The 25,540-nt window shown below is 65.3% G+C and carries 26 protein-coding genes and 1 pseudogene; 12 read left to right on the top strand and 15 right to left on the bottom strand.

Annotated features, from left to right (window positions below; translation table 11 throughout):
• Positions 1-27: 27 nt before the first annotated feature.
• Positions 28-891, bottom strand: coding sequence for an RNA polymerase sigma factor SigI (gene sigI, locus B133_RS0109995; protein WP_018600802.1), 864 nt, complete (start codon positions 889-891; stop codon positions 28-30).
• A gap of 80 nt (positions 892-971) precedes the next feature.
• Between sigI and B133_RS0109990 the strand changes: the two genes are divergently transcribed.
• The 3 genes from B133_RS0109990 (at position 972) to B133_RS0109975 (ending at position 2,714) form a co-directional block, all read left to right on the top strand.
• Positions 972-1,817 (top strand): NAD(P)H-binding protein, encoded by an 846-nt coding sequence (locus tag B133_RS0109990; protein ID WP_018600801.1) that lies wholly within the window; start codon positions 972-974, stop codon positions 1,815-1,817.
• 10 nt (positions 1,818-1,827) lie between these two features.
• Complete coding sequence (locus B133_RS0109985) at positions 1,828-2,271, top strand: nitroreductase family deazaflavin-dependent oxidoreductase (protein WP_018600800.1); 444 nt, start codon at positions 1,828-1,830, stop codon at positions 2,269-2,271.
• 188 nt (positions 2,272-2,459) lie between these two features.
• Positions 2,460-2,714 carry a DUF2631 domain-containing protein gene (locus B133_RS0109975; RefSeq protein ID WP_018600798.1) on the top strand — a complete coding sequence of 85 codons (255 nt, stop codon included), beginning with the start codon at positions 2,460-2,462 and terminating at the stop codon, positions 2,712-2,714.
• Positions 2,715-2,897: 183 nt separating this feature from the next.
• Here the strand turns inward: B133_RS0109975 and B133_RS0109970 are convergent, their stop codons facing one another.
• Together B133_RS0109970 and B133_RS0109965 are read right to left on the bottom strand one after the other, a co-directional pair.
• On the bottom strand, positions 2,898-3,845 hold the full coding sequence (locus B133_RS0109970; protein ID WP_018600797.1) for a carbohydrate kinase: 948 nt from the start codon (positions 3,843-3,845) through the stop codon (positions 2,898-2,900).
• Positions 3,845-5,362 carry a sugar porter family MFS transporter gene (locus tag B133_RS0109965; RefSeq protein ID WP_255349243.1) on the bottom strand — a complete coding sequence of 506 codons (1,518 nt, stop codon included), beginning with the start codon at positions 5,360-5,362 and terminating at the stop codon, positions 3,845-3,847. Before B133_RS0109965 ends, B133_RS0109970 begins: the two co-directional genes overlap by 1 nt.
• A 256-nt stretch (positions 5,363-5,618) precedes the next feature.
• On the opposite strand from B133_RS0109965, the gene glgC reads away from it, so the two are divergent.
• Together glgC and B133_RS0109950 are read left to right on the top strand one after the other, a co-directional pair.
• Positions 5,619-6,857 carry a glucose-1-phosphate adenylyltransferase gene (gene glgC, locus B133_RS0109955; protein WP_018600794.1) on the top strand — a complete coding sequence of 413 codons (1,239 nt, stop codon included), beginning with the start codon at positions 5,619-5,621 and terminating at the stop codon, positions 6,855-6,857.
• A gap of 376 nt (positions 6,858-7,233) precedes the next feature.
• On the top strand, positions 7,234-7,788 hold the full coding sequence (locus B133_RS0109950) for a TetR/AcrR family transcriptional regulator (protein WP_026256223.1): 555 nt from the start codon (positions 7,234-7,236) through the stop codon (positions 7,786-7,788).
• 122 nt (positions 7,789-7,910) lie between these two features.
• On the opposite strand, the gene rlmN is transcribed toward B133_RS0109950, so the two are convergent.
• The 5 genes and pseudogenes from rlmN to B133_RS22620 form a co-directional block, all read right to left on the bottom strand.
• Positions 7,911-9,026, bottom strand: coding sequence for a 23S rRNA (adenine(2503)-C(2))-methyltransferase RlmN (gene rlmN / locus B133_RS0109945; protein ID WP_036418532.1), 1,116 nt, complete (start codon positions 9,024-9,026; stop codon positions 7,911-7,913).
• 123 nt (positions 9,027-9,149) lie between these two features.
• Complete coding sequence (locus tag B133_RS0109940) at positions 9,150-10,040, bottom strand: phosphatidate cytidylyltransferase (RefSeq protein WP_018600791.1); 891 nt, start codon at positions 10,038-10,040, stop codon at positions 9,150-9,152.
• Positions 10,040-10,597 carry a ribosome recycling factor gene (frr, locus tag B133_RS0109935; RefSeq protein ID WP_018600790.1) on the bottom strand — a complete coding sequence of 186 codons (558 nt, stop codon included), beginning with the start codon at positions 10,595-10,597 and terminating at the stop codon, positions 10,040-10,042. Before frr ends, B133_RS0109940 begins: the two co-directional genes overlap by 1 nt.
• 28 nt (positions 10,598-10,625) lie before the next feature.
• Complete coding sequence (gene pyrH / locus B133_RS0109930) at positions 10,626-11,375, bottom strand: UMP kinase (RefSeq protein ID WP_026256725.1); 750 nt, start codon at positions 11,373-11,375, stop codon at positions 10,626-10,628.
• A 270-nt stretch (positions 11,376-11,645) separates the two neighbouring features.
• A pseudogene (locus tag B133_RS22620) lies at positions 11,646-12,224 on the bottom strand (class I SAM-dependent methyltransferase); the annotation flags it as partial.
• Between the two features lie 36 nt (positions 12,225-12,260).
• Between B133_RS22620 and B133_RS0109920 the strand changes: the two are divergent.
• Positions 12,261-12,689: a MarR family transcriptional regulator gene (locus tag B133_RS0109920; RefSeq protein WP_018600787.1), complete on the top strand. Its 429-nt coding sequence runs from the start codon at positions 12,261-12,263 to the stop codon at positions 12,687-12,689.
• Between the two features lie 112 nt (positions 12,690-12,801).
• The gene (locus B133_RS25175) at positions 12,802-12,924 is read left to right on the top strand and encodes a hypothetical protein (protein WP_255349252.1); all 123 of its coding nucleotides are present in this window, start codon (positions 12,802-12,804) and stop codon (positions 12,922-12,924) included.
• Positions 12,925-12,937: 13 nt separating this feature from the next.
• On the opposite strand, the gene tsf is transcribed toward B133_RS25175, so the two are convergent.
• Together tsf and rpsB are read right to left on the bottom strand one after the other, a co-directional pair.
• On the bottom strand, positions 12,938-13,765 hold the full coding sequence (gene tsf, locus B133_RS0109915; protein WP_018600786.1) for a translation elongation factor Ts: 828 nt from the start codon (positions 13,763-13,765) through the stop codon (positions 12,938-12,940).
• Positions 13,766-13,794: 29 nt separating this feature from the next.
• Positions 13,795-14,628: a 30S ribosomal protein S2 gene (gene rpsB / locus B133_RS0109910; protein ID WP_018600785.1), complete on the bottom strand. Its 834-nt coding sequence runs from the start codon at positions 14,626-14,628 to the stop codon at positions 13,795-13,797.
• 322 nt (positions 14,629-14,950) lie between these two features.
• Between rpsB and B133_RS0109905 the strand changes: the two genes are divergently transcribed.
• Positions 14,951-15,445: a M23 family metallopeptidase gene (locus B133_RS0109905; protein ID WP_018600784.1), complete on the top strand. Its 495-nt coding sequence runs from the start codon at positions 14,951-14,953 to the stop codon at positions 15,443-15,445.
• A 139-nt stretch (positions 15,446-15,584) separates the two neighbouring features.
• Here the strand turns inward: B133_RS0109905 and B133_RS0109900 are convergent, their stop codons facing one another.
• The 5 genes from B133_RS0109900 to B133_RS0109880 all read right to left on the bottom strand — a co-directional run bounded on the left by B133_RS0109900 (position 15,585) and on the right by B133_RS0109880 (position 20,073).
• The gene (locus B133_RS0109900; RefSeq protein ID WP_018600783.1) at positions 15,585-16,508 is read right to left on the bottom strand and encodes a tyrosine recombinase XerC; all 924 of its coding nucleotides are present in this window, start codon (positions 16,506-16,508) and stop codon (positions 15,585-15,587) included.
• A gap of 64 nt (positions 16,509-16,572) precedes the next feature.
• Positions 16,573-16,785: a hypothetical protein gene (locus B133_RS25315; RefSeq protein ID WP_198290990.1), complete on the bottom strand. Its 213-nt coding sequence runs from the start codon at positions 16,783-16,785 to the stop codon at positions 16,573-16,575.
• Positions 16,786-17,011: 226 nt separating this feature from the next.
• On the bottom strand, positions 17,012-18,169 hold the full coding sequence (locus B133_RS0109890) for a lactate 2-monooxygenase (protein ID WP_018600781.1): 1,158 nt from the start codon (positions 18,167-18,169) through the stop codon (positions 17,012-17,014).
• A gap of 24 nt (positions 18,170-18,193) precedes the next feature.
• On the bottom strand, positions 18,194-19,060 hold the full coding sequence (locus tag B133_RS0109885) for a siderophore-interacting protein (RefSeq protein ID WP_018600780.1): 867 nt from the start codon (positions 19,058-19,060) through the stop codon (positions 18,194-18,196).
• Between the two features lie 104 nt (positions 19,061-19,164).
• Positions 19,165-20,073 (bottom strand): LysR family transcriptional regulator, encoded by a 909-nt coding sequence (locus B133_RS0109880; RefSeq protein WP_018600779.1) that lies wholly within the window; start codon positions 20,071-20,073, stop codon positions 19,165-19,167.
• A gap of 180 nt (positions 20,074-20,253) precedes the next feature.
• On the opposite strand from B133_RS0109880, the gene B133_RS0109875 reads away from it, so the two are divergent.
• The 4 genes from B133_RS0109875 (at position 20,254) to B133_RS0109860 (ending at position 25,539) form a co-directional block, all read left to right on the top strand.
• Positions 20,254-21,375: a tyramine oxidase subunit B gene (locus tag B133_RS0109875; RefSeq protein ID WP_018600778.1), complete on the top strand. Its 1,122-nt coding sequence runs from the start codon at positions 20,254-20,256 to the stop codon at positions 21,373-21,375.
• Positions 21,376-21,437: 62 nt separating this feature from the next.
• Positions 21,438-22,838, top strand: a complete 1,401-nt coding sequence (locus B133_RS0109870) for an MFS transporter (protein WP_018600777.1) — start codon at positions 21,438-21,440, stop codon at positions 22,836-22,838.
• A complete protein-coding gene (locus B133_RS0109865) occupies positions 22,835-24,238 on the top strand; it encodes a glycerate kinase (protein ID WP_018600776.1) in 1,404 nt (467 codons plus the stop codon). Before B133_RS0109870 ends, B133_RS0109865 begins: the two co-directional genes overlap by 4 nt.
• Positions 24,239-24,261: 23 nt before the next feature.
• Positions 24,262-25,539, top strand: coding sequence for an enolase C-terminal domain-like protein (locus B133_RS0109860; RefSeq protein ID WP_018600775.1), 1,278 nt, complete (start codon positions 24,262-24,264; stop codon positions 25,537-25,539).
• Position 25,540 lies beyond the last annotated feature (1 nt).

The raw sequence follows: 25,540 nt of genomic DNA, 5'->3' as shown, positions 1-25,540 counted from the left end.
GCTGCGGGCGGCGCCCCCAACCGCGCACTACTGGTTTCGCGCAGACGGATCGGCCGTCGCATCGATCTTGAGGATCAGGCCGTCGCGAATGGTCAGTACGACGACGGCGAAGAGCCGGCGGCGGGCGTAGGCCAGCAGCACCGGTTCGCCGGCGGCCCCGCCGACCAGGGTCACGCCCGGCCCGAGGTAGAGCAGCAGATTGGTGGCGACCGCGTCGCGGCCGTGGTTGACCTGTTGGGGCGGGGCGGGATCGGCCAGGATGGTGCCCACTCCCCACACGCTGGGATCGAGCACGGCACCGAGCGCCTCGACGTCGCCGGAGGCGCAGGCGGCGATGAACTTCTCGAGAACGACGCGGTGCTCGTCCGCGGTGACACCGCCGGCCTCCGCGTGTTCGTCGACCCGGTGCGGTGTGACGTCCCCGAACTTGATCCTGGCCCGCCGGGCGAGCTGTCGGCAGGTTCCGACCGGCCTGCCGACCGTTTCGGCGATCTCGTCGAACGGCACCGCGAACACGTCGTGCAGCACGAACGCGACCCGCTCCCCCGGGCTGAGCCGGTTGAGGACTTCGAACAACGCGGTCCGCACCTGGTCGTCGAGGGTCGCGCGGTCGGCCGGATCGGGCTCCGACGACACGGTGGTCTCCACCGTCCCGGGCTGCTCACGGCGGGCCCGCGCCGAGCGCACCTGGTCCAGGCACAGCCGCCCGGCCACCACGGTCAGCCAGGCTCGGACGTCGTCGAGCTCAGCGGCGTCGGTGCGCGCCAGCCGCAGAAACGCTTCCTGCGCAACGTCTTCGGCCTCACCGATGTCACCGAGCATCTGGTAGGCCAGGTTGACCAGGTACGGGCGGTGGTCCCGCCACGCCGCCTCGACCAGGGAATCGTTCATGCCGTTACGACGAAATCGCAGCCTGAAAAGTTACGCGATCCCGCTGTAACTTTTCCGACGGTCGTCCCGTCCTTGATCGCATGAACACCACCATTCTCGTCACGGGCGCCACGGGCAACGTCGGACGTCCACTCGTTTCCGAACTCGTCACTGCCGGCGCGCGGGTACGCGCCGTCACCCGGCACCCGGAGACCGCGGGCTTTCCCTCCACGGTCGAGGCGGTGCCGACCGCCGCGGCAGGGCTGGTCGGGGCCGACGCGGTCTTCCTCAACTCCCGCGCGCTCGGCGCCGACCTTGCAGCGACGGTCGAGCAGGCCCGCTCGGCCGGGGCGCGCCGGCTGGTTGCGCTGTCGGCGATCAACGCCGATGACGACGACGCCCGCCAGCCGTCCCGAGTGCGCGGTGACCGCAACCGCGAGTGCGAACAGCTGGCGGTGGCGTCGGGCCTGGAGTGGGTGAGCCTGCGGCCGACGATCTTCGCCTCCAATTTCGCCGGTATGTGGGCGCCACAGCTCGGTGCCGGTGATGTCGTGACCGGCCCGTACGCCGACGCGTCGATCGCGGTGATCGCCGACGCCGATATCGCGGCCGTGGCCGCCGTCGCGCTGCTCACCGATGACCTTGTCGGACAACGTATTCCGCTGACCGGACCGCAGGCGCTGACCAACACCGAGCTGGTGGCCGCCCTCGGCGCGGCCCTGGGCCGGCCGTTGCGCTACCAGGAGGTGCCGCCCGACGCGGTACGCGAGCGGTTCCGCGTGGTCGGCTTCCCCGCGGCGTTCGCCGACGCGTATCTGGCGCTGCTGGCCGACACCGTCGGCAGGCCGGCACTGGTCACTCACGACGTGGACAAGATTCTCGGCCGTCCCGCGACACCGTTCGTCCGCTGGGCTGCAGACAACCGTGAACGTTTCGTCACCGACTAGAGGAGGAACCATGTCCGATCCAGTCCCGCCGCGCTGGCTCAAGCCCATGAACAAGGTGATGATGGCGGTGCAGCGCCTAGGCATCCCGACCGGGCCCGCCATGGTGCTGACCGTGCCGGGCCGCCGTAGCGGGCAACCCCGCAGCACCCCGATGACCCCATTCACGCACGCCGGCGGCCTCTACACCGTCGCCGGCTACCCGGGTTCGGACTGGGCGGCCAACGCTCGGGCCGCGGGCGCCGGAACCCTCAGCAAGGGCAGACGGTCCCGCCGGGTCCGCATCGTCGAACTCAGCCCCGAACAATCCCGCCCCATCCTGCGCACATTCGCTGTGAAGGTGCCCGTCGGCGTCGGTTTCGCCAAGCGCAGCGGCCTGGTCGTCGACGGCACACCTGACGAATTCGAGGCGCTGGCAGGCCGATTGACGGTGTTCCGGTTCGATCCGGCGGACTGACCCGGCAGATTAGGAGCCATGCCCGGCAGGCGCGGGCGTCGCACGGCGGATCGAGATGTCCCCGGATCCGGGTGCGAGTTCCCGCGTGATCTGCTCGGCCGACTCGGAGAATCCGGCGTCAGTCGACATACGACGTAGCGTCGTATGCCAGAATGTCTGCAGTCTCTGCCCGACTGTGAGGAGCAACCGTGGCCAGCACCGAAGTGGACCGATACAACGGCGTCGACGTCGAAGACGTGCCTTCGGCTGCATGGGGCTGGTCCAAGGAGAACATCAAGGTCATCCACATCGGCGGCCTGCTCTCCGCGGCTTTCCTGCTGGTGATGCTCCGCGGGAACCACGTCGGCCACGTCGAGGACGTCTTCCTCATCGGATTTGCGGTACTGCTCGTGGCCCTGGTCGGTCGCGATTGGTGGCTCCGCCGCCGCGGCTGGATCCGCTGACCTGAACCACCAGGCGGTGGTGGAGACGGGGACTCGCCATCAGGTGGCGACCGCTCCGTCGAAATCGTCGGACAACGCGGCGGCGAGTTCGAGGATGCGCCGTTGGAACCATGGCAGGACGAACGCCCTGGCAGCCGGTCGGGGATCACCGCAGTGTACGCGTCGGTGCAGCGTCCTGCAGGTTCAGCGCAACATCGGATCGGCCGCCTGAACCGCCCGCACCTCGGCCATCGTCGGCGCGTAGGCACCGAAGCGACTGACGGTCAACGCACTCGTGATGACGGCTCGGTGCAGAGCGGGCTGGACATCGGACCAATTGACGGCGAGAAGCCGTTGGCGCGCTTCAGACGAGCCGAGGAGATCGGCATCCATCAGCCCCGAGATCAACCCCGCCATGAATGAGTCTCCGGCACCGACGGAGTCGCCCACCTCGACGGCCAGCTGATCAAGATGCAGCATGTCCCGATTGCCGGCGAGCAACGCGTAGGCACCCCACGGTCCGCGGGTGATCACGACCATGGACGGACCGATCTTCACCCACCTGCGCATGATGTCTTCGACGGGCGTCCCGGGATACAGCCAGACCAAGTCTTCGTCGCTGGCCTTGACCACATCTGACAGCGCGACCATCTGTTCGACGCGGTCCATGACCGCGTCGGGTGATTTCATCAGCGCCGGCCGGATATTCGGGTCATAGGAGACGGTGCAGGGCCCCTTCATCCGCTTGGCGACATCGACGACGGCCGAACCTCCGGGTTCGAGCGTGGCCGCGATGCTGCCAGTGTGCAGATGCCCGAACGAGGAAACGTCGGGTATCGGCGGCACTTCCCACGTCAGGTCGAAATCATAAGTAGCGTGCCCATGTTCGTCGACATGAGCGAACGCCACCGGTGTCTTTTCCGCCGAGTCGGTTCCGGCGACGATGTCCAGTCCCGCCGACTCCGCGCGTTGACGCAGCAGCTCCCCTCGGGCATCCGTGCCCCAGTGCGCACAAATGCTCGCCGGATGCCCGAGCGTGGCGATACCTACCGCGACGTTGAGCGGGCTACCGCCGACATGTTCCTCGGTGGACCCGGGCCGGATGACGACGTCGATCAACGCCTCACCGAGGCTGAGCACGCGGCCGGCCATCAGTGGCCCGTCGCCGCGAGCGGACCGCCCGGTTCATGCGTGAGGCCGAGTTTGGCCTCCATCTCCTCCAGCGGCACGCCCTTGGTTTCGGGCATGACCTTCAACACCCAGACCAATTGGCCGAGCATCGCAACGAAGAAGATGCTGAACGCGACTCCTCCGCCGAACGCCCCGATGATCGGCGGGAATGCGAACGACGTGATCGCGGCGAACACCCAGTGCGTCAAACTGCCGAGCGACTGGCCGCGCCCCCGGATCCGGTTGGGGAAGATCTCGGAGATGAACACCCAGATCACCGAGCCCTGCCCGAATGCGTGCGCCGCGATGAACACCATCAGGCCCGCGAGCACGAGCACCGACGACGTGGTGGTGAACACGCCGCCGCGGGCGTCCTCGTAGAAGAACATCACCCCGGCAAGGAACCCTAGCGAGATGAGGTACCCGATCGAGCCGACGATCATCAGCTTGCGGCGACCGATCTTGTCGATCACGGTCAATGCGGCCATGGTCGCAATAAGATTCATCGCTCCGACGCCCACGCTCATCCAGTACGCGGCGCTGGTGCTGGCGCCCGCCTGCTGCATGACGCGCGGTGCGTAGTACAGGATGGCGTTGATGCCCGACATCTGGTTGAAGAACGCGATCGCGACCGCCAGCAGGATGACTTTGCGGTGCCCGGGGGTGAAGAACGGCACCGACGGCGCGTTCTCGGCCGCTGCCAACGACGAGCGGATCTCGGCCATTTCGAAGCCGGCCTCCTCCGGTGTCGAGCACAGACGGTTGCAGGTGGCAGTGGCCTCGTCCCAGCGGCCGGCGGTCGCGAGCCAGCGCGGAGTTTCTGGGACCGTCGGCAACAGCAGCAGGAAGACCACGGCGGGGATCACCATCACGCCGAGCATCCAGCGCCAGGCGTGCTCGCCATCGGCAAGAGCGCGAACGATCGCGTTGGACGCGTAGGCGAGCAGGATGCCAAGCACGATGTTGAACTGCACCAGACCCACCAATCGGCCGCGGTGGGCCGCCGGGGCCACTTCGGCGGTGTAGATCGGGGCGCATACGCTGGCAGCGCCGACGCCGAGCCCACCGAGGAACCGGAAGGCCATCAGCATCTCGACATTCGGGGCCAGCGCCGAGCCGAGTGCGCCCAGCACGTAGAAGATGCCGATCGCGTAGAGCACTTTCTTGCGGCCGTATCGGTCAGCGGGCCGTCCCGCAGTCAGTGCTCCGACGATCGTTCCGATGAGCGCGGTGGTCACGGTGAATCCCAACTTGGCATCGCTGAGGGCGAAGACGTGCTGGATCTGTTCCTCCGCACCGGAGATGACCGCGGTGTCGAACCCAAAAATCAGGCCACCCAGGGCAGCCACGACGGCGCTGCGAATCACTAGAGGCTTCATGGAAGCTAAAACTAGAACTCGGTGCAGTGCGTTCGCAGAGCAATGCCACCTCTTGATCGGCGATTTCGTACCAGAAGGATAATGCGTGTTGGTTTTCCGTTGCGTTCTGTTGACTTTCATGTTTTCTGATCCGAATCATCCACGCGCGCAGTCTTCCCCGTCACGGTGGCGTACGTGTGCAGGCGTGAATCGCCGATGCGCCCGACAAATACATGCGTTCGGCGTGCCAGTCCCACGGATCCCATCGTGTTGATTTCGCGGAGACCGCACATGTGCGGAGTTGACGCATTTACGATTCAGTGTCCAGACGAATTGGCGATCGAACCTGAAACCCGCGCTGATGTGCGCTCTATTGCTCGCTAGAGGAGTACTGAAGATGGCCGATCCAAAAGTTCTCGGCATCGTCCTGGCCGGCGGTGAAGGCAAACGCCTCTCACCACTGACCCTCGACCGGGCCAAACCGGCGGTTCCGTTCGGCGGACTGTACCGATTGATCGACTTCGCCTTGTCGAACTTGGTCAACGCCGGGATACTCCGCATCGCGGTCCTCACCCAGTACAAGAGCCACAGCCTCGACCGCCACATCACCACGACCTGGCGGATGAGCAGCATGCTCGGCAACTACGTGACCCCGGTGCCCGCCCAACAACGCCTCGGCCCGCAGTGGTACACGGGTTCGGCCAACGCGATCTACCAGTCGCTGAACCTCATCTACGACGAAAAACCGGACCTGGTCATCGTTTTCGGCGCTGACCACGTCTACCGCATGGACCCGCGCCAGATGATCGCCCAGCACCTCGACACCGGGGCAGGCGCCACCGTCGCCGGCATTCGCGTGCCCCGCAGCGAAGCCAGTGCCTTCGGCGTCATCAAGACTGCCGCCGACGGCCGCACAGTCGAGGCATTCCTGGAGAAGCCGTCCGACCCGCCGGGGTTGCCCGGCGCCCCCGACGAAACCTTCGTCTCCATGGGCAATTATCTCTTCTCCACCGACGTGCTACTCGAGGCGTTGCGCGCTGATGCCAACGACGCCGCCAGCAAGCACGACATGGGCGGCAACATCATGCCGATGATGGTCGAGCGGGGCCTCGCTCAGGTCTACGACTTCCAGAGCAACGAGGTACCCGGCGCCGCACCCACCGATACCGGCTACTGGCGCGACGTCGGAACCCTGGACTCCTATTACGACGCCCACATGGACCTGTGCGCCGTTGTGCCGGTCTTCAACCTGTACAACAGCAAATGGCCGATCCTCACTCACATTCCACCCCACCCCCCAGCGAAATTCGTCCACGAGGACGACGGCCGCGTGGGCCGCGCCATCAACAGCGTCGTCTCCAACGGCGTCATCGTCTCGGGTGCACTGGTACGTGAGTCGGTGCTGTCCCCCGGGGTACGCGTCGAGGAATACGCCAGCGTCGAACGCTCGGTGATCATGGACAACACAGTCATCGGGGCGGGTTCCGTGGTGCGTAACGCCATCCTCGACAAGGGCGTCGTGATACCCCCGGGGATCCAGATTGGTGTCGACAAAGATCACGACCGTGCCCGCGGATTCGTCGTCTCCGACTGCGGCGTGACCGTCCTCGGCAAGTTTCAGCAAGTCACCGTCTGAGGCCCGATAGCCCGGGGTGCACGGCTGACATCTCCGGGCTGTCATTTGCAGCAGCGGGCCGAGCTGGGTAGCGGACCGCGTGCGTAAGCAATCCAGCACTGCCACAGATCATTTGGGCCTCGGCGCCAGCGACGCGGCGGTGCTCACCCGAGCGGCTCAGCGGGTGGCACATCCGGTCGATCTCCACCATGCAAAGTTCCAGCGGCGCAATAGCATTCGGTCCTCGCGTGGTCGACGCACAGTACCGGCCGGCCCACGAGGCCTCGGCCTGACACTGCACACGATGCACACTTGCATCCGGATACTGTGGCATTACCGAGGAAATCGCTGTGATGGCCCTACGATTTGGGAAACCATTGTCGACCAAGGCTTGAATGTGAATGAACCAGTGCCCGCTCAGCGGGATGTCGAGGACACTTCGACGCGCCACCGGATCCTGGCGGCAACGGCCAAGGTGCTCGCCCGCAGTGGGCAGAGCAAGCTCAGCTTGTCCGAGGTTGCTCTGCAGGCCGGGGTATCGCGTCCAACGCTGTACCGCTGGTTTGCCGATAAACAGGAGTTACTCGACGCCTTCGGACAATTCGAGCGGGACATGTTCGATTCCGGCGTCGGGCGCGCCATCGTCGGGCTGCGCGGATCCGAAAAGCTAGACGCAGCTTTGCGATTCATCGTCTCCTACCAGCAGTCCTATTCGGGGGTGCGGTTGGTCGACATCGAACCCGAGGTCGTGATCACGCAAATGGCACAGGTCATTCCGGTGATGCGGAACCGCCTGCAGAAGCTGCTGTCCGGCCCTAATGCCGCGGTCAAGGCCGCGATCGTGACCCGGCTGGCGGTGTCACACTACATCGTGCGCAGCGACGACGATGATGATGAGTTCCTCGCGCAGCTGCGCCAGGCCGTCGGAATCAAGCTTCCCGACGCGAACTAGTGTTGCGCCGCAGACGCCCCGCTCTCACATCGGCTTTCACGTCGCACTCCTGACCTACCCCACTTTGTCACGCTGGAGTGGCTCTCGCGGCCGAGAGCCACTCCAGCGTGACAAACAGTAGTTCAGCCCTCGGCGGCGAGCTGACCGCAGGCAGCCGCGATCTCCCGACCGCGGGTATCGCGCACCGTGCACGACACGCCTTTGGCCTGAACGCGTTTGACGAATTCCCGCTCGACCGGCTTGGGGCTGGCGTCCCACTTACTGCCTGGCGTGGGATTGAGCGGGATGAGGTTCACGTGCACCAAAGGACCGAGCTTGCTGTGCAGCTTCTGACCCAGGAGATCTGCGCGCCAAGGCTGATCATTGACATCACGGATCAGCGCGTACTCGATGGAGACCCGCCGACCGGTGACATCGGCGTAATAGCGTGCGGCCTCAAGAACTTCGTCGACACTCCACCGGTTGTTCACCGGCACCAACGTGTCACGCAACTCGTCGTCAGGAGTGTGCAGGGACACCGCCAGCGTGACGCCCAGGCGCTCGTCGGCCAGCTTCCGGATGGCCGGCGCAAGCCCGACGGTCGACACGGTCACCGACCGCGCGCTAATGCCGAAACCGTTGGGCGGCGGTGCGATGATGCGCCGCACGGCGGCCAGCACCCGGTTGTAGTTGGCCAGCGGCTCCCCCATGCCCATGAACACGATGTTGGACAGGCGGCCACCGCCGGCGGTGTCACCGAAGTGTTCGTCGCGCATGGCCGACGACGCGGCACGCACCTGTTCGAGGATCTCGGCGGTCGAGAGGTTGCGCTTGAGGCCGCCCTGCCCCGTCGCGCAGAACGGGCAGGCCATTCCGCAGCCGGCCTGTGACGAGATGCACACGGTGTTGCGCTGCGGATAACGCATCAGCACCGACTCGAACGTCGTGCCGTCACCCGCGCGCCACAGCGTCTTACGGGTCTCGCCGGCGTCGCACTGGATCTGCTTCACCGGGTCGATGAGAGTCGGGAACAGCGCCTCGGCCACCTGATCGCGCACGGCGGCGGGCAGATCGGTCATCTGCTGAGGGTCGGCGATGAGCCGGCCGTAGTACTGGTTGGCCAGCTGTTTGGCCCGGAATTTCGGCAGTCCCAGCTCGGCGACCGCGGTGGCACGACCCTCCTCGTCGAGGTCGGCGAGATGCCGCGGCGGCATGGCGCGTCGCGGGGCATCGAAAACTAGGGGCAGGGATCCGGACATGATGTTTTGTCAGTATCTCATCTCAACGCGGCCGAATTTGATTGGACGAGCACCGCAGGCCGTCAGCACCATGGCCGTACTGGTGTTTCCGGTTCGGCGGGCAGGGGCGAAGCGACCCGGGGTTCAGGCGAGCAGCGTCAGCACGATCCAGGTGGCGACCGCTGAGGGCAGCACTGAGTCGATGCGGTCCATCAGGCCTCCGTGGCCTGGCAGCAACGTGCCCATGTCTTTGATCCCCAGGTCGCGTTTGATCTGGGATTCGACCAGATCGCCCAGCGTGCCGGTGATGACGAGCATTATGCCGAGCGGCACACCCACCCAGGCCGGCTTGTCGAGCAGGAACCGCACGGCCAGCACCGATACGACGACACCGAGCACCAGTGAACCGGCCAAGCCCTCCCAGGACTTCTTCGGGCTGATCGCCGGCACCATGGGGTGCTTACCGAATAGCACCCCGGCCGTGTAGCCGCCCACATCAGAGGCCACCACACCGAGCATCAAGCAGAACACCCGGCCCGCGCCGTCGGGCGGGTAGATCAGCAGCACGCCGAACGCGCTGAACAACGGTATCCAGGCGGCCAGGAAGATGGTCACCGAGACGTCACGGGTGTAGTTGACCGGCGCTGCGGACAGGCCGCCGGAAAGCAGTCGCCAGATCAGGCACAGCACCACCGTGCCGCCGAATCCGCCCAGCGCACCAGCCGGGCCGAACGGCCAGGTCAGCCAGACCATGGCCTGCCCGCCGATCAGCAGCGGCACGACCGGCACCGAGTAGCCGCCCTCCCGCAGGCGGCGCACCACCTCGTGGGTGGCCACCGCCATAGCCGCTGCCACGACGCCGACCCAGACCTTGGGCGCGAACAGCAGTATGGCGATGACCGAGCCGCCGAGGCCGACCCCGACGGCGATCGCTGCCGGCAAGTTGCGCCCGGCGCGTCCCGTCTTTTTCACGGCCTCGTTCGTCGGCTCGGAAGCCGGTGTGTTTGCCACTGAACTTGTCTGCTGATTGGTCACTAGACCTCCAGCAGTTCGCCTTCTTTGTGCTTGACCAGGTCGTCGATCTGAGCGGTGTAGGTGTGCGTCGACTTGTCGAGATCCTTTTCGGCGCGCGCTACCTCGTCCTCACCGGCCTCGCCGTCCTTCTTGATGCGGCCGAGCTCTTCCATCGCCTTACGCCGGATGTTGCGCACCGACACCTTGGCATCCTCGCCCTTCGACTTGGCCTGTTTGACCAGATCCCGACGGCGCTCTTCGGTCAGCTGAGGGATGGAGATGCGGATGACGTTGCCGTCGTTGCCGGGGTTGACGCCGAGGTCGGAGTTGCGGATGGCGTCTTCGATCGGCTTGAGCTGAGATGTCTCGTAGGGCTTGATGACGACGAGCCGCGCCTCGGGCACGTTGATGCTCGACAGCTGCGTGATCGGGGTCATCGCACCGTAGTACTCGATGTTGATCCGGGAGAACATGCCGGGGTTGGCCCGACCCGTGCGGATCGACGCCAAGTCGTCGCGGGCCACGGTGACAGCCTTTTCCATCTTCTCTTCGGCATCGAAGAGAGTCTCGTCGATCACTTTGGGTTCTCCCGTCCCTGTCGCACCCTCAGGTGGTGACCAGTGTTCCGATCTTCTCACCCGCGACCGCTCGAGCAATATTGCCGTCGGTGAGGAGGTTGAACACGAGAATCGGCATTCCGTTGTCCATGCAGAGGCTGAACGCCGTCGCATCGGCGACCTTGAGACCGCGGTCGATGATCTCACGATGGCTGATGGCGGTGATGAGCTCGGCGTCCGGGTTGGTGCGCGGATCGTCGGTGTAGACACCGTCGACCGCCTTGGCCATCAGCACCACTTCAGCGCCGATCTCCAGCGCGCGCTGGGCGGCGGTGGTGTCGGTGGAGAAGTACGGCAGACCCATGCCGGCACCGAAGATGACCACACGGCCCTTCTCCAGGTGCCGCACGGCACGCAGCGGGATGTATTGCTCCGCGACCTGACCCATCGTGATGGCCGTCTGCACGCGGGTGTCGATGCCTTCCTTCTCCAGGAAGTCCTGCAGGGCAAGGCTGTTCATCACAGTGCCGAGCATGCCCATGTAGTCCGACCGGGTGCGCTCCATACCGCGCTGCTGCAGCTGGGCGCCGCGGAAGAAGTTACCCCCACCGATGACGACCGCGACCTGGGCGCCGGCCCGGACCACTTCAGCAATCTGACGGGCCACCTGGTGCACGACATCGGGGTCAAGGCCCACCTGGCCGCCACCGAACATCTCACCACCGAGCTTGAGCAGAACCCGCGTATAGAGGGGGCGAATTGGTGCTGCGGCCTGGCCGGCGATATTCGGATCCGCCATCGGTTTCCTCGGCACTCCTCGCATCAGAGAGCCATCCGGGGATACCCCAGGACGGCAACCCCATCCTGCCCTATCGCGGGCAGCGAGCGAAGCCCGGGTTGTCCCCAGACCAGCGAAGCGACAGGGAACGCCCGGGCCCGCGTGTCGCCGGCCGACCGGTTGGGCCAGGTGCGCCTGCAAGAGCCAGGCGGCCACAGACTTGCGGTCACCGCCTTCGTCGCGGATGTCGGTGCCGGCGAAATCGGCGAAGCTGGCGAACGCCGCCGGCACGTTGGCGTGGATGCGGGCCGGGCGGACGCCGTCGATCACCCAGTACTTGCCGACCACCTCGCGCAGCTCGTCCTCGGTGACGGGGTGGGCCGGGCCGGTGTCGCCCATGGACGCCTTGTCGAATACGAGCACGAAGTACGACGCTCAGGGTGCGGCGGCGCGCACGATCGACTGTTGGTAGCCCTCGCGCAGCTCGACGGGCATCGAATGGAACAGCGTGCTGTCGACGATGGTGCCGAACCGGCCGTCATAGCCCGTGAACGAGCTGATGTCGGCGACGTCGAAGCTGGCGTTGGCCAGTCCCCGCTTGGCGGCCTCGGACCGAGCCAGGTCGATGGCGGTCGGCGACTGGTCCAGTCCGACGGTGGTGAAGCCCTGTTCGGCGAGGTAGAGCGCGGTTGCCGCCTCTCCGCAGCCGGCGTCGAGAACATCTCCGTGGAATTTGCCCTCGGCGATCAGTGCCGCGATTTCCGGTTGCGGCTCACCGATACTCCACGGTGGCCGGGCGCCGGTGAACTCGGGAGCGTCGCCGCGGTAGGCGGACTCGAATACTTGCTGTGCTTCCTGAGGTGTGATCATAGGTCCGGTATATCAACCACGTTGATATGTGTCAAGATGGTTGACATGGGTGACATCCTGGCCGACCAGCCGCTCGGTTTCCTGATCTACCGCGTCACTGCAGTGCTGCAGCCGATCGTGGCCGCACGGCTCCAACCGCTGGGATTGACCTTGCCCGAATTCGTCTGTTTGCGGGTGCTGTCGACGGCCCCCGGGCAGTCCAACGCCGAGCTGGCCCGCCATATCAACGTCTCGCCGCAGGCGATGAACAACGTGCTGCGCGGCCTGCAAGACCGGGGCGTGGTGCGGAGACCCGCCAGCGTGCCCTCCGGACGTGCCCTACCTGCCGAACTGTCACCCGACGGTGCGGCCTTGCTCAAACAAGCCGAGGACGTGGTCCACGCCGCGGACGTGGCAGCGCTGGCCAATCTCAGTGCCGAGGAACTCCACGAGCTCAAACACCTACTCGCACGCGCCGTCGATTAGCGCGACGAACTCGTCGGCGAGCCTGCCTGGCGGACCTCGGTGGCTCGTAATGGCCGCTATCTCACGGCTTTTCGGGTGTGTTTGCGAGGCTTCGCATCCTGGATGCAACATCATGCCGACCGGCCCGCAACTCGTCGACGAGTCCGACGGCGTCATGTTCGCCGAGGGCGTCGTCGCCAAAGGTGCTAATACGACTCATGGGCTGGCGGTACCAAGTGGTACCGCCAGCCCATGAGCGTGATTGTCAGCTAGGCCTGGCCTACCTCGAAGCGGGCGAACCGGGTCACGGTCACACCGGCCTCGTCGAGCAGAGCCTTGACGGTCTTCTTGCTGTCGGACACCGACGGCTGATCCAGCAGCACGACGTCCTTGTAGAAGCCCGTGACGCGGCCCTCGACGATCTTGGGCAGCGCCTGCTCGGGCTTGCCCTCGTTGCGAGCGGTCTCCTCGGCGATGCGGCGCTCGTTGGCCACCAGGTCCTCCGGCACGTCCTCACGGGTGAGGTAGCGGGCCTTCAGCGCAGCGATCTGCAGCGCAGCCGCATGGGCGGCCTCTGTGCCTTTTCCGTTGTCACCGGATTCGAACTCCACCAGCACACCGACGGCGGGCGGCAGGTCGGCCGCACGCTTGTGCAGGTAGGGCTCGACGGCGCCGTCGAAGTAGGCGACCCGGCGCAGCTCGAGCTTCTCGCCGATCTTGGCCGACAGGTCCGCGATGGCCTGTTCGACGGTCGTGTCGCCGGCCGGTGCGGCCTTGAGCGCCTCGACATCGGCGGCCTTCGAGGCGGCGGCAGCCGCGACGACCAGATCGGCCAACGCCTGGAACTCGGCGTTCTTGGCGACGAAGTCGGTCTCGGAGTTGAGCTCGATCAGGGCGCCGTCCTTGGCGGCGACGAGGCCCTCGGCCGTCGCGCGCTCGGCGCGCTTGCCGACATCCTTGGCACCCTTGATGCGCAGCAGCTCGACGGCCTTGTCGAAATCGCCCTCGGACTCGACCAGCGCGTTCTTGGAGTCGAGCATGCCGGCGCCGGTCAGCTCCCGAAGCCGCTTGACGTCGGCAGCGGTGTAATTAGCCATGTGAGCAGTCCTCCTTGGACTGAAAAAAATCAGGAAGCGTCAGTGGATGATTCAGATGCGGGAGCACCTTCGGCACCGCCCTCGGCAGGTGTCGCGGCCGCCCCGGCGAGCAACTCCTGCTCCCACTCGGCGAGCGGCTCGGCACCTTCGGCGTCCTGCTTGGCCCCACCCTGGCCGGCGCGGGCCTGCAGACCCTCGGCAACCGCGGAGGCGATCACCTTGGTCAGCAGCGCTGCTGAGCGGATCGCGTCGTCGTTGCCCGGGATCGGGTAGTTGACCTGGTCGGGGTCGCAGTTGGTGTCGAGGATCGCGATGACCGGGATGCCCAGCTTGATGGCCTCGTTGACCGCCAGGTGCTCCTTGTTGGTGTCGACGACCCAGATCGCCGACGGCACCTTCTGCATGTCGCGGATACCGCCGAGGCTGCGCTCAAGCTTGTTCTTCTCACGCGTGAGCATGAGGATTTCCTTCTTGGTACGACCCTCGAAGCCACCGGTCTGCTCCATGGCCTCGAGCTCCTTGAGGCGCTGCAGGCGCTTGTGCACGGTGGAGAAGTTGGTGAGCATGCCGCCCAGCCAGCGCTGGTTCACGTACGGCATGCCGACGCGGGTGGCCTCATCGGCGATGGATTCCTGCGCCTGCTTCTTGGTGCCGACGAACAGCACGCTGCCACCGTGGGCGACGGTTTCCTTGACGAACTCGTACGCCTTGTCGATGTAGGTCAGCGTCTGCTGCAGGTCGATGATGTAGATGCCGTTGCGGTCGGTGAAGATGAACCGCTTCATCTTGGGGTTCCAGCGCCGCGTCTGATGCCCGAAGTGGGTGCCGCTGTCGAGCAGCTGCTTCATGGTTACAACAGCCATAGTGAGCCGATGTCCTTTTATTGTCGGTTGTCGCCCGGTATCGGTGATGCCGGGCCCTGGTGTCCGCTGGTTGCCGGACCCGCCCTGGAATCCCAGGTCAGGACCGCCGACATCCGGTTACGATCCCCACTGGGTGATCGTGGCGCGAACACGCGAAGTCAGCCCGCTCGGCGAGCTGCGGGTAGAAGTTTACACGCCGATGCGGCGTGCTTTGTCCACGCGCGGACTGCGTCCACCGTCACGCCGTGCCCCGTCTCGAGGTTATCCACAGCCCCGCGACTTCAGACTTTCCCCCGGAGCGCCATCGCGCTGAACTGATCGGATGAAGACGCTGGCTGTCGTCCTGACGGTCGCGGCGCTGACCTGGCCGGTTACCGCACGAGCCGACGACGGGCGGCTGCAGTGGCCCGTGACGCCGCGGCCGACGGTCACTCGTGGATTCGACGCGCCGGCGCCGAACTGGAACCGCGGCCACCGGGGCGTCGATCTGGCCGGGACGGTTGGGCAATCCATCTACGCCGCCGGCGCGGGCACAGTGATCTTCGCCGGAATGCTCGCCGGGCGTCCCGTGGTGTCCATCGCGCATCCGGGTGGGCTGCACACCAGTTACGAGCCGGTGCAGGCCGCGGTGCGGGTGGGACAACTCGTGACCTCCGGGCAGCTGCTCGGCGAGCTGGCCGCGGGCCATCCCGGGTGTCCGGTTGCCGCATGCCTGCATTGGGGTGCGATGTGGGGTCCGGCAGCGCGAGCCGATTACGTCGATCCGCTGGGGCTGCTTGCGGAATCCCCAATTCGACTCAAACCGCTCGCCCCCTGACGCGAGCGTGCGTGTCTGCTGCCCGGCGCGCCGACGATTGTCAGCAGTTTGCGCACACTCACCGCCTCGATCGGAGCGGCCTACCGACCGGGCGTGACCGCTTCGTGCGGGTCGGCCCGCGCACCTTCCTCTCGGCGCGTCAGGCCCGCGGATGCGCTTGATCGTGCACCGCGCGCAACCGTGCCACGGTGACATGGGTGTAGAGCTGCGTGGTCGCCAGCGTGGAGTGGCCGAGCAGCTCCTGGACGACACGCAGATCGGCGCCGCCCTCCAGCAGGTGAGTGGCCGCGCTGTGCCGCAGGCCGTGCGGACCGATGTCGGGCGCGCCATCGACCGCTGCCATGGTCTGGTGCACCACGGTGCGGGCCTGACGCGGGTCGAGTCGTCCACCGCGAGCCCCGAGTAGCAGCGCCGGACCAGAGTCAGCTGTGGCCAGTGCGGGCCGCCCGTCGGAGAGCCATGCGGTCAACGCCCGCTGGGCAGGTTCACCGAACGGTACGGTGCGCTGCTTGTTGCCCTTGCCCAGAACCCGCACGACCCGCCGCGGGTGGTCGATGTCATCGATGTCCAGCCCGCACAACTCGCTGACCCGGATACCGGTGGCGTAGAGCATCTCGACGATCAACCGATCCCGCAGTGCTAACGGATCTCCTTGCTGTGCACCTGAATTCAGCGCAGCCATGGCATCGAGGGCCTGATCCTGGCGCAGTACCGCCGGTAGGGTGCGACGCGATCTAGGGGTCTGCAGCCGCGCGGCCGGATCACTGGCCATGAGTCCGCGCCGGCAGGCCCAGGAGGTGAACGTTTTGACCGACGACGTGCGGCGGGCCAGCGTGGTGCGCGCCGCCCCCGCGCCGGCCTGAGCGGCCAGCCAGGACCGCAGGGTCGGCAGGGTCAGGGTCTCCAGCCCGCCGCCCGTGTAGTCGAACAGCGACCGCAGATCGCCAAGGTAGGCCCGCCGGGTGTGTTCGGACCGGCCTCGCTGCAGCGCGAGGTACTCGTCGAACTCATCGAGTGCAGTCCCGAGCTCCGGGTCGCTGCGCTCGTGCCCGCCGGTGTCCACGGTCCCACCGTGGCAGACGCCCGACAGTCACGCACCCGACGCGCCGCCTGGCATCATCACGGCTTCATCTCGTAGCGGCCTGCGAGCCCTCGCACGGTGGTGACGACACGAGGACGGCGTTACGAAAGTGTTCGGCCACGGCAGGGTCGGGGTCGGCCTTGCTGTTCGGCAGCGCCTCAATCGCGTCGCTGAGCAGCAACCCCAGCTCGCGTTCGAGCAACGCGCGGATCAGCTCGACCCGGTCGGGAAAGCACGAGTACACCACCGGGCGAGTCACTTTGAGCTGCTTGGCGACGGCCTGATCGTGACGGCAGCCACTCCCTGCTCCATGACGACCGTCAGCGCAGCATCGAGCACTTGCGGCCGACGCCGCTCGGGCCCCAGATGAGCGGCCCACTCGCGGACTGTTCCTACAGTCATGAGGGGAAATTCAACATGAATGAATAATTTGGATCCAGCATTCGTCGCCTCCGCCTCCCGCGGCGATGAGAGGTCGGTGTTAGTCAAACTCGGCGCAGCGCGTCGGGCGTGAGATCGGCCAGTGTGGGATACCCGTCGACGCCCATGATCAGATCGGCTTCGGCGAGCAGCGAACGCAAAACGTGCACGACGCCGTCCGCGCCACCGAGCGCCAGCCCGTACACGTAAGGCCGGCCGACACCGACCGCGGTGGCACCGAGGGCAAGCGCCTTGACGATGTCGGCGCCGTTGCGGATACCCGAGTCGAACAACACCGGCAGCCCGTCGGCGGCCTCGACCACCCCTGGCAAACAGTCGATCGCGGGGAGACCACCGTTGGCCTGGCGTCCACCATGGTTGGAACAGTAGACGGCGTCGACTCCCCCGTCCTTGGCCCGCCGGGCGTCGTCCGGGTGGCAGATGCCCTTGACGATGAGCGGCAGTGTGGTCAACGACCTCAACCACGGCAGGTCGTCCCAGGTCAGTGGATTCCCGAACACACTCACCCAGCGCAACACTGTGGCCTGCGGGTTCTGTTCGGGCGGCTGGGCCAGCCCCGCGCGGAACACGGGGTCACTGGTGTAGTTGGCCAGGCACTTCCCACGCAGTTGCGGAAAGTTCGATGTAGCCAGGTCGCGCGGGCGCCATCCCGGCACCCACGTGTCGAGCGTGACGACGATGGCCTTGAACCCTGCGGCCTCGGCGCGCTGCACCAGACTGGCCGCCAACTCCTTGTCAGTTGGAGTGTAGAGCTGGAAAAAGCCCGGGGTGTCGCCGAATTCAGCGGCGACATCTTCCATCGGGTCCTCGGACAGGGTCGAAAGCATCAACGGCACACCGGTTTTCGCGGCTGCGCGGGCCGCGGCGAGGTCGCCGTGGCCGTCCTGACTGCTGATGCCGAGCACCCCGATCGGGGCCATGAACACCGGTGACGGCAGCCTGAGGCCGAACAGTTCGATGCTCAGGTCGCGGTCCTTGTGCGCATTGAACATGCGCGGCATCAGGCCCCACCGATCGAACGCTGTGCGGTTGACCCGTTGGGTGCGTTCGTCACCGGCCCCACCGGCGACATAGGACCACACCGATGGCGGCATGGCGGCCTGCGCCTTGGCTTCCAGTCCCGCACAGTCCATCGGCAGCCCCGGCAAAACACCAGCAAGGCCCTGGAGGTAGATCTCGAGTTGGTAGTCGCCGAATGCCATGACGGCTACCCTGCCAGTTCTTCGTCAGCCAGCGGTGACGGACTCGGCTTTGGCCAGCTCGGCCTTCCACTGCCGGAACGTTTCCTCGGTGCGGCCGCGGCGCCAGTAACCCGAGATCGACGCGGCCCATTTGGCGGCGACGCCACGTTCCTTGCGGATGTAGGGCCGTAGGTTGTGCATGACCGTCTGGGCCTCACCGTGGATGAACACCTGGACTTGGCCTGGCAGCCACTGGGCGGCCTTGACAGCGGCGACCAACGGCGCATTGTCACCAGCCCGGTCATCACCGACCAGATCGGCCCGTCCGCCGCGGTGGATCCAGCTCACCTCGACGCCAGCAGGTGCGGGCAGAGCCACCTCGTCATCGGGGCCCGCGACCTCGATGAAAGCCTTACCGACCGCGTTGTCGGGGAGGGATTCCAAGGCCACACTGATCGCCGGGAGCGCGGCTTCGTCGCCGGCCAGCAGGTGCCAATCCGCGTCCGGATCCGGTGTGTAGGCACCAGCCGGGCCCATCAGGTAGGCGGGTTGGCCCGGGACGACCGCGGCCGCCCATGGGGCGGCGACGCCCTGATCTCCGTGCACGACAAAGTCGATGGCGATCTCGCGACGCCGGGGATCGACGTGCCGAACGGTGTAGGTCCGGACAACTGGCCGCAGTTTTACGGGCAGATCGGCGAAACTGTCGAGGGTCAGCGGCCGAGGCAAGGCGGCGACATCCACACTGTCAGGGACGACGACGATTTTGACGTAGGCATCGGTGAATTCGTTCGGCGAGAAGGTGTCGAACCCGGTGCCCGAACCGGCGTCACCGAGCACCACCCTGACCATGTGCGGCGTCACCTGCTCGCGACGTACCACCGCAAACGTGTGGACCGGACGTCCCGCCATACTGCCTCCAAAAATCAGTCGCGGCCAATGGTTAGCCGACCTCACCGACTATACGGAGCCGGTCAGCGCCGTTGGGGTCTACGAGTGTTGTGCGGTTCGCGGCGTCAGGTCGTGGTGTCACGCCGCCGCTGGACCACGGTCTCGAGCACACGACGGAGCTCAACGAGGACGGGTTGGTTCTCGGCGCCGGCACGCACCGCGGTGTAGACCTGGCGCTTGGGATTTCCAGGGAGCGTGACGAACTGCGCCGTAGCAGGGCGCGCATCCCAGACGAGGTCTGGGAGCAGCGCCGCGGCGTGACCGGTTTCTGCAAGCTGGGAATGGACGAGCAGATCGGCCGACTCGAATCGAACGAGTGGTTCGAATCCGGCTGCGCGGCAGGTTGTTTCCGCCCACACGCGGGCCGGTTTGTCTTTGGGTTCCAGCACCCACGGGACATCGGCGAAGTCGGCAAGATGTCTACTGGCGTTCGGGCACAAGTCAGCTGAGATATAGAGCCGCAGCGGGTCGTGGAACAGCGGCCGCCGCTCGATTCCCGCCGCAGGTGGTCGTTCGTGGCCAGGGTATTGCTCACCGAGGACGAGATCGAATTCCCGGGCGAGCAAGGCAGCCGTTCCGAAGTCGGGCTCAATCTCGCTGAGGTAGAGCGTCAATGCGGGGTGGCGTTGCGCCACGATGTCGAGAACCTCTGGGATGAGCGCGATGGCGGCCGTCTGGAATGTCGCCACTCTGATGTCTCCGACGATGTCGGATCGTGTTGCAGCCAAGGCTGCTTCGGCTCGATCGACCCGTTCGAGGATGTCGATCGCGTGCCGCACGAGGATTTCCGCGGCCGAGGTCAGCTGCACGTTTCGACCCACCGGTTCGAGCAGCTGCACACCGGCTTCGGACTCCAACTGCCCCAACTGCTGGCTCACGCTCGACGGGCTATAGGACAACGCGCGGGCGACCTCAGCGATGGTGCCCCGACGGTGAAGTTCGACGAGCAATCGCATGCGATGAAGGTTGAGCATCGCCGCTCCTCAAATCATTCGGATTTTCCGATGAATATAACAGCAAATCTATTGCTAGACCGATGGGTGGTCTCGGTCACACCATTGATTGCAATCGAGGTCCAGGGAGTCCTCGGGATGTGAAATCGCTGGCCAGACGCCCCGCACGGGCGATGCGGCCGCTTCAGCCGAGGAGAGCCCATGGGTAAACGCACCGATTTTTTGTTCCTGTCCGAGCCGGACTGTATCGACGCCGGCGCATTGGATGCCGCCCGCTGCGTGGATGTCTGCCAAGAGGTCTTTGAGCTGTTGTCAGCCGGGGATTACCTCATGGGCGGGCCCAACCACAACAGCCACGGGATGGGCATCGTCTTCCCGGAGTCCAGCCCGTTCCCCAATATGCCGGTCGCCGGCCCAGACCGGCGTTTCGTTGCGATGCCCGGCTATCTGGGCGGCCGGTTCGATGTCTGCGGCAACAAGTGGTACGGCTCCAACCATTCCAACCCCGCCAAGGGCCTGCCCCGCTCGGTGCTGACGCTCATGCTCAACGACAAGGACACCGGCGAGCCCCTGTGCCTGATGTCGGCCAACTTGATCAGCTCCGCGCGGACCGGCGCAGTGCCGGCCGTGGCCACCCGGCAACTGGCCCGCAAGACATCCCGAACCGTCGCCGTACTGGGGTGCGGCCCCATCAACCAAGCGTGCCTGCGAGCCATCGCCACTCAGCTGCCCAACTTGCAGAAGGTGGTGTGCTTCGACATCGTCGCGGCCGCCGCCCAACGACTCGCCGCGTGGGCTCATCGTGAGCTCGGCGTGGAAGCGGTCGTCGAGACGGATCTGAGAACAGTGCTGCAGGGCGCTGATGTCGTCACCGTGGCCGCTTCGCGGGTCAAACCACTTGAGGTGCAAGACTCCTGGTTCGCCGAGGGCGCGACGATCCTCGTGTCTGGCCCGATGAGCGCCGATGAATCCTTCTGGACCAACACCCGCATCATTCTCGACCACGTGCCCTTGCATGAGGCCTACGTCGAGGAAGCCGTGGCCTCCCCAGACAAGCTCGCCGCGTACAACGGGGTGATCGGCGGACCGATTTACCGCTTGATAGACGACGGGAAACTTCCTGCACTGCAGGACTTCACGGATCTGGGCTCGGTGATTCGAGGCGATGCGCCTCAGCGCACGAGCGACGACGAACGAATCGCCTTCATCGCCTGCGGCATGTCGGTCTTCGACCTCGGATGGGGCCACGACGTCTACCGCACCGCGCAGTCCAAGGGTCTGGGCACTTCGCTGCAGCTCTGGGACACACCGTACGTGGACTGACGGCGTCCTCCGTCGCCCGACCGCAATCAAGCATCCCATCCAACCCGACAAGGAAATTCGTCATGAGCAACTCACGCGTGCGCGCGCCCGGTTCTGAGGAGAGCTGGCGCGGGCCCGTCGGTGACAGCACCCATCGGAAGGTGACTCGCCGCCTGCTACCCATCCTGATCGTCTTCTACATCCTGGCCTATATCGGCCGGTCCAACCTCGGCTACGCCGCGTTGACGATGAATACCGACCTCAAGATCTCCGATGCCGCGTTCGGCCTCGTCGCCGGCATATTCTTCGTGGCCTACTTCATCTTTGAGGTGCCGTCGAACATCCTGCTCGACCGGTTCGGTGCCCGCAAATGGATCGCTCGCATCCTGGTCACGTGGGGCATCGTCATCGTGCTGACGGGCTTCGTCCACAATGTCGAACAGCTCTACATCGCCCGATTCCTTCTCGGTGCCGCCGAAGCCGGTTTCTTCCCCGGCGTGATCTTGTACCTCTCGCGCTGGTATTTGGGCCGCGACGCCGCCAAAGCGGTATCGGTTTTCATGCTGGCCATTCCGATCTCGTACATGATCGGCGCTCCCATCTCGGGCTGGATCATCGACCACGTGTACTGGCTCGACATGCCGAGCTGGCGCTGGATCTTCATCCTCGAAGGCATCCCGTCCATCATCGGTGGAATCGTCTGCTTCTTCATCCTGCCCGACCATGCGCGGGATGTGCACTGGCTCAATGCTTCCGAGAAGAAATGGCTGCAGACGTCGCTGGACGCCGAAGCCTCGCTCAAGCCCGCCAAGAGCGACCGCTACCTGTCGCGTGACACCCTGCTCAATCCGAAGATCTGGGCTCTCATCGTGGTCTATTTCGCCATCGAGATGGGCGAATACGGATTGGGGTTCTGGACTCCGCTGATCATCGAGCGCATCGGCAAGCACTTCACCGCCACCAGCGTGGGCCTGCTGACCGCGGCCACCTATGTACTCGGGGCAGTTGCCATGGTGCTGTGGGGTCGTAGTTCGGATCGCCGCCGCGAACGTCGCTGGCACACGATCATCCCCACACTGCTGTGTGCGCTCGCCCTTGTCACCATCGGCTTCGTCGCGGACTCTCTTGTCGCCGTCGTCTTTCTGGCCGTGATCATCGCCACTGTCTATGCACTCTTCGGTCCGTTCTGGTCGCTGCAGACCTACTTCCTGACCGGTGCCACGGCAGTGGTCGGTATCGCGATGATCAACTCGTGCGGTAATCTCGCCGGCTTCGTCAGCCCGTATCTCATTGGCCTGATGAGCGATTGGACCGGCAACCAATACGCCGGCTTCTACGTCATCGCGGCGCTCATGGTTATCGCCGCCGGCGTGCTGGCCAAGTCGGTGCACAACGACCGACTGCGCAAGCAAGAAGACTTGGCACAAGCCGAAACCGCTCGCCTCACCGCCATGCTCGGGACTGCCGAGGGAGTCCAGTCATGAGCAAATTCAGGAATCGCGACAGCCTGCTGAGCGTGGGCGACAAGGAATCCCGCAGCATCGTTCTCACCATCGCTGATCGAGTGTTGGCGCGGCTCGACGCCTACCACCGGATCAAGGGCATCACCCGTCTCGACGGCGACATCCTGACGATCGGTACGCGTACCTGGGATCTGTCCACCAAGCGCAATGTCTACCTGGTCGGCGCCGGCAAGGCATGCAACCACATGGCCATGGCCATCGACGAAATTCTGGGCGACCGGCTGACTCGGGGCATCGCAATCGTCAAAGTCCCCGAGGAGTCAGATCGCTTCAACCGGACCGACGTACACGTCGGTGGCCACCCGGTACCCAATGAAGCAGGTTATCGCGCATCCGTGGAAATCTTGGAGCTCGCCGACTCGGCCGGCCCCGACGATCTCTTCATCGCAGTCGTGTCAGGTGGGTCCTCAGCGCTGATGAGCTGTCCGATCGACGGCATCACTCTCCAGGACGAGATGGACGCCACCGACGTCCTGCTCAAGAGCGGCGCCGGAATCTATGAGATCAACGCGATCCGACGCCACATCTCCCAGACCAACGGCGGAATGCTGGCCAAACGCATCGCCGCCTCAGGCGCGGAACTGATCGGGTTGGGAATCTCCGACGCGGTGGGCAATCCCCCTACCGGCGACATCGGTCAGCCGTTCGCTCAATACGCGTCGACACCCATCGGCCCCGACCGGACGACCTTGGCAGATGCTCGCAAAGTCATCGAGAACTACAACCTCGCTGACCGATTACCCCGCTCGGTCGTCGACTACCTGTCCACGGTCGGCGACGACGGAGAAACCCCGAAGTCGTTCCCGCACAACACCTATTTCCTACTCAACACCCTGCCCGATTCGTGCACCTACGCCAAAGAAGCAGCCGAACAGATGGGCTTGCCCGCGATGATCGTCACATCCTTTCTGGAAGGCGAAAGCCGTGATGCCGGGACATTATTCGGCTCGATCGCCAGGGAAGTGCAGGCCCGCGGCAATCCGATCGCGCCGCCGTGTGTTCTGATCGCCGCCGGCGAAACCACCACGGAGATCCTCGACAACGCCACCATCACCGGCCACGGCGGTCCGGGCCATGAACTGACCGCCAGCTTCGCCATCACCGCCGCCAAAACACAAGGCGCGGCGATGATCTCCATCGACTCCGAAGGCACCGACGGCACCACCGCGGCCGCAGGTGGGCTGTGCGACTCGACCACCCTCGGTCGTGCCGCCGACGCCGGAATCAACCTCCACGCCGCGCTTCGCGGCCACGCGACACACGAAGCACTGGCCGCCATCGGCGACGCCGTTGTCACCGGCAACACCGGCACCAACCTGTGCGACTTGAACATTCTCTACATTCCCGCGCCCTCGGCGTGACTCAAAGACTCGGAGAGACCTCGATGAAAATCACCTCTGTCACCGCACGCCAACTCCTCGATTGCAAAGCACGTCCACTGGTCGAGGTCGAAGTCACCACGGACACTGGCCATACCGGCCGGGGTGCGGCGCCGACCGGCAGTTCCGTTGGCGCCCATGAAGCCTGTGTACTTCGTGACAACGATCCCGCCGAATTCAACGGTCTGAGTGTGCATCGCGCCGTCAGCGCCGTCACCGAATGCATCGCGCCTGCGATCGTCGGCGCCACACTCGATCTGCGCACCCTGGATCAGCGCATGATCGATCTCGACGGCACACCCGACAAGCACCGCCTTGGTGGCAACGCCATCTATTCAACGTCGATCGCGCTGCTGCGGGCCGCATCCGCGGCCGCGGGCACATCCACATACAACTTCGTCGCCGACATGCTCGGCCTGGATCCCGTATCGACGGTCCCTGTGCCGAGCTTCAACATGATCAACGGCGGCCGCTACGGCGACCTCGTCCAGCCCTTCAACGAATTCATCGTCATGCCCTACCGAGCCACGTCCATCCAGGACGCCATCGAGAAGAGCATCCGGGTGTTCACTGTGCTCGAAGATGTCCTCACCGAGCGTCTCGGCCACAAGCCCCAGGTGGCCTCCTCCTATGGCTATGCCGCACCATCGGCCGACCCGCGGGTTGTGCTCGAGATCCTCACCGAGGCGGTCGGACGTGCCGGTTGCTCCGATGTCATGGCCTTCGCACTGGACTGCGCCTCGAGCGAAATGTATGACAAGAAGCGCCACACCTATGAGCTCAACGGACACCGGGTCGGTTCTGAAGAGCTGATCGAATTCACCCGCGAGCTGTCCGAGGACTTTCCTCTCGTCTTTGTCGAAGATCTCCTCGACGAAGACGACTGGGACGGATATCCCAAGGCCGTCACCGCGATCAAGCGCTCCGTCATCCTCGGCGATGACCTCATCGTGACCAACCGGGACCGGCTCGAAAGGGCCGTGGAACTGCGTGCCGTCGACGGCTTCATCCTCAAACCCAATCAGGTGGGCACGATCTCCGAGGCGTTGGATTGCTACCGCTATGCCCGTGATCACGACCTGTACGCGATCCCGTCGGGCCGTTCCGGCGGCGTCATCGACGATGTCGTGATGGACCTCTCGGTGGGACTGGGTGTCCCCTTTCAGAAGAACGGGGCACCCCGCTCGGGTGAGCGAATCGAAAAGCTCAATTTCCTGCTCCGCGTGGCAGATCAGGTACCCAACTGCGCCCTCGCAGACGTTCCGTCCCTTGTCAGATTCTAGG

This window comes from Mycobacterium sp. 155 (assembly GCF_000373905.1).
In the GTDB taxonomy this organism is placed as follows: Bacteria; Actinomycetota; Actinomycetes; order Mycobacteriales; family Mycobacteriaceae; genus Mycobacterium.
This window is presented reverse-complemented; position numbering and strand designations above follow the sequence as displayed.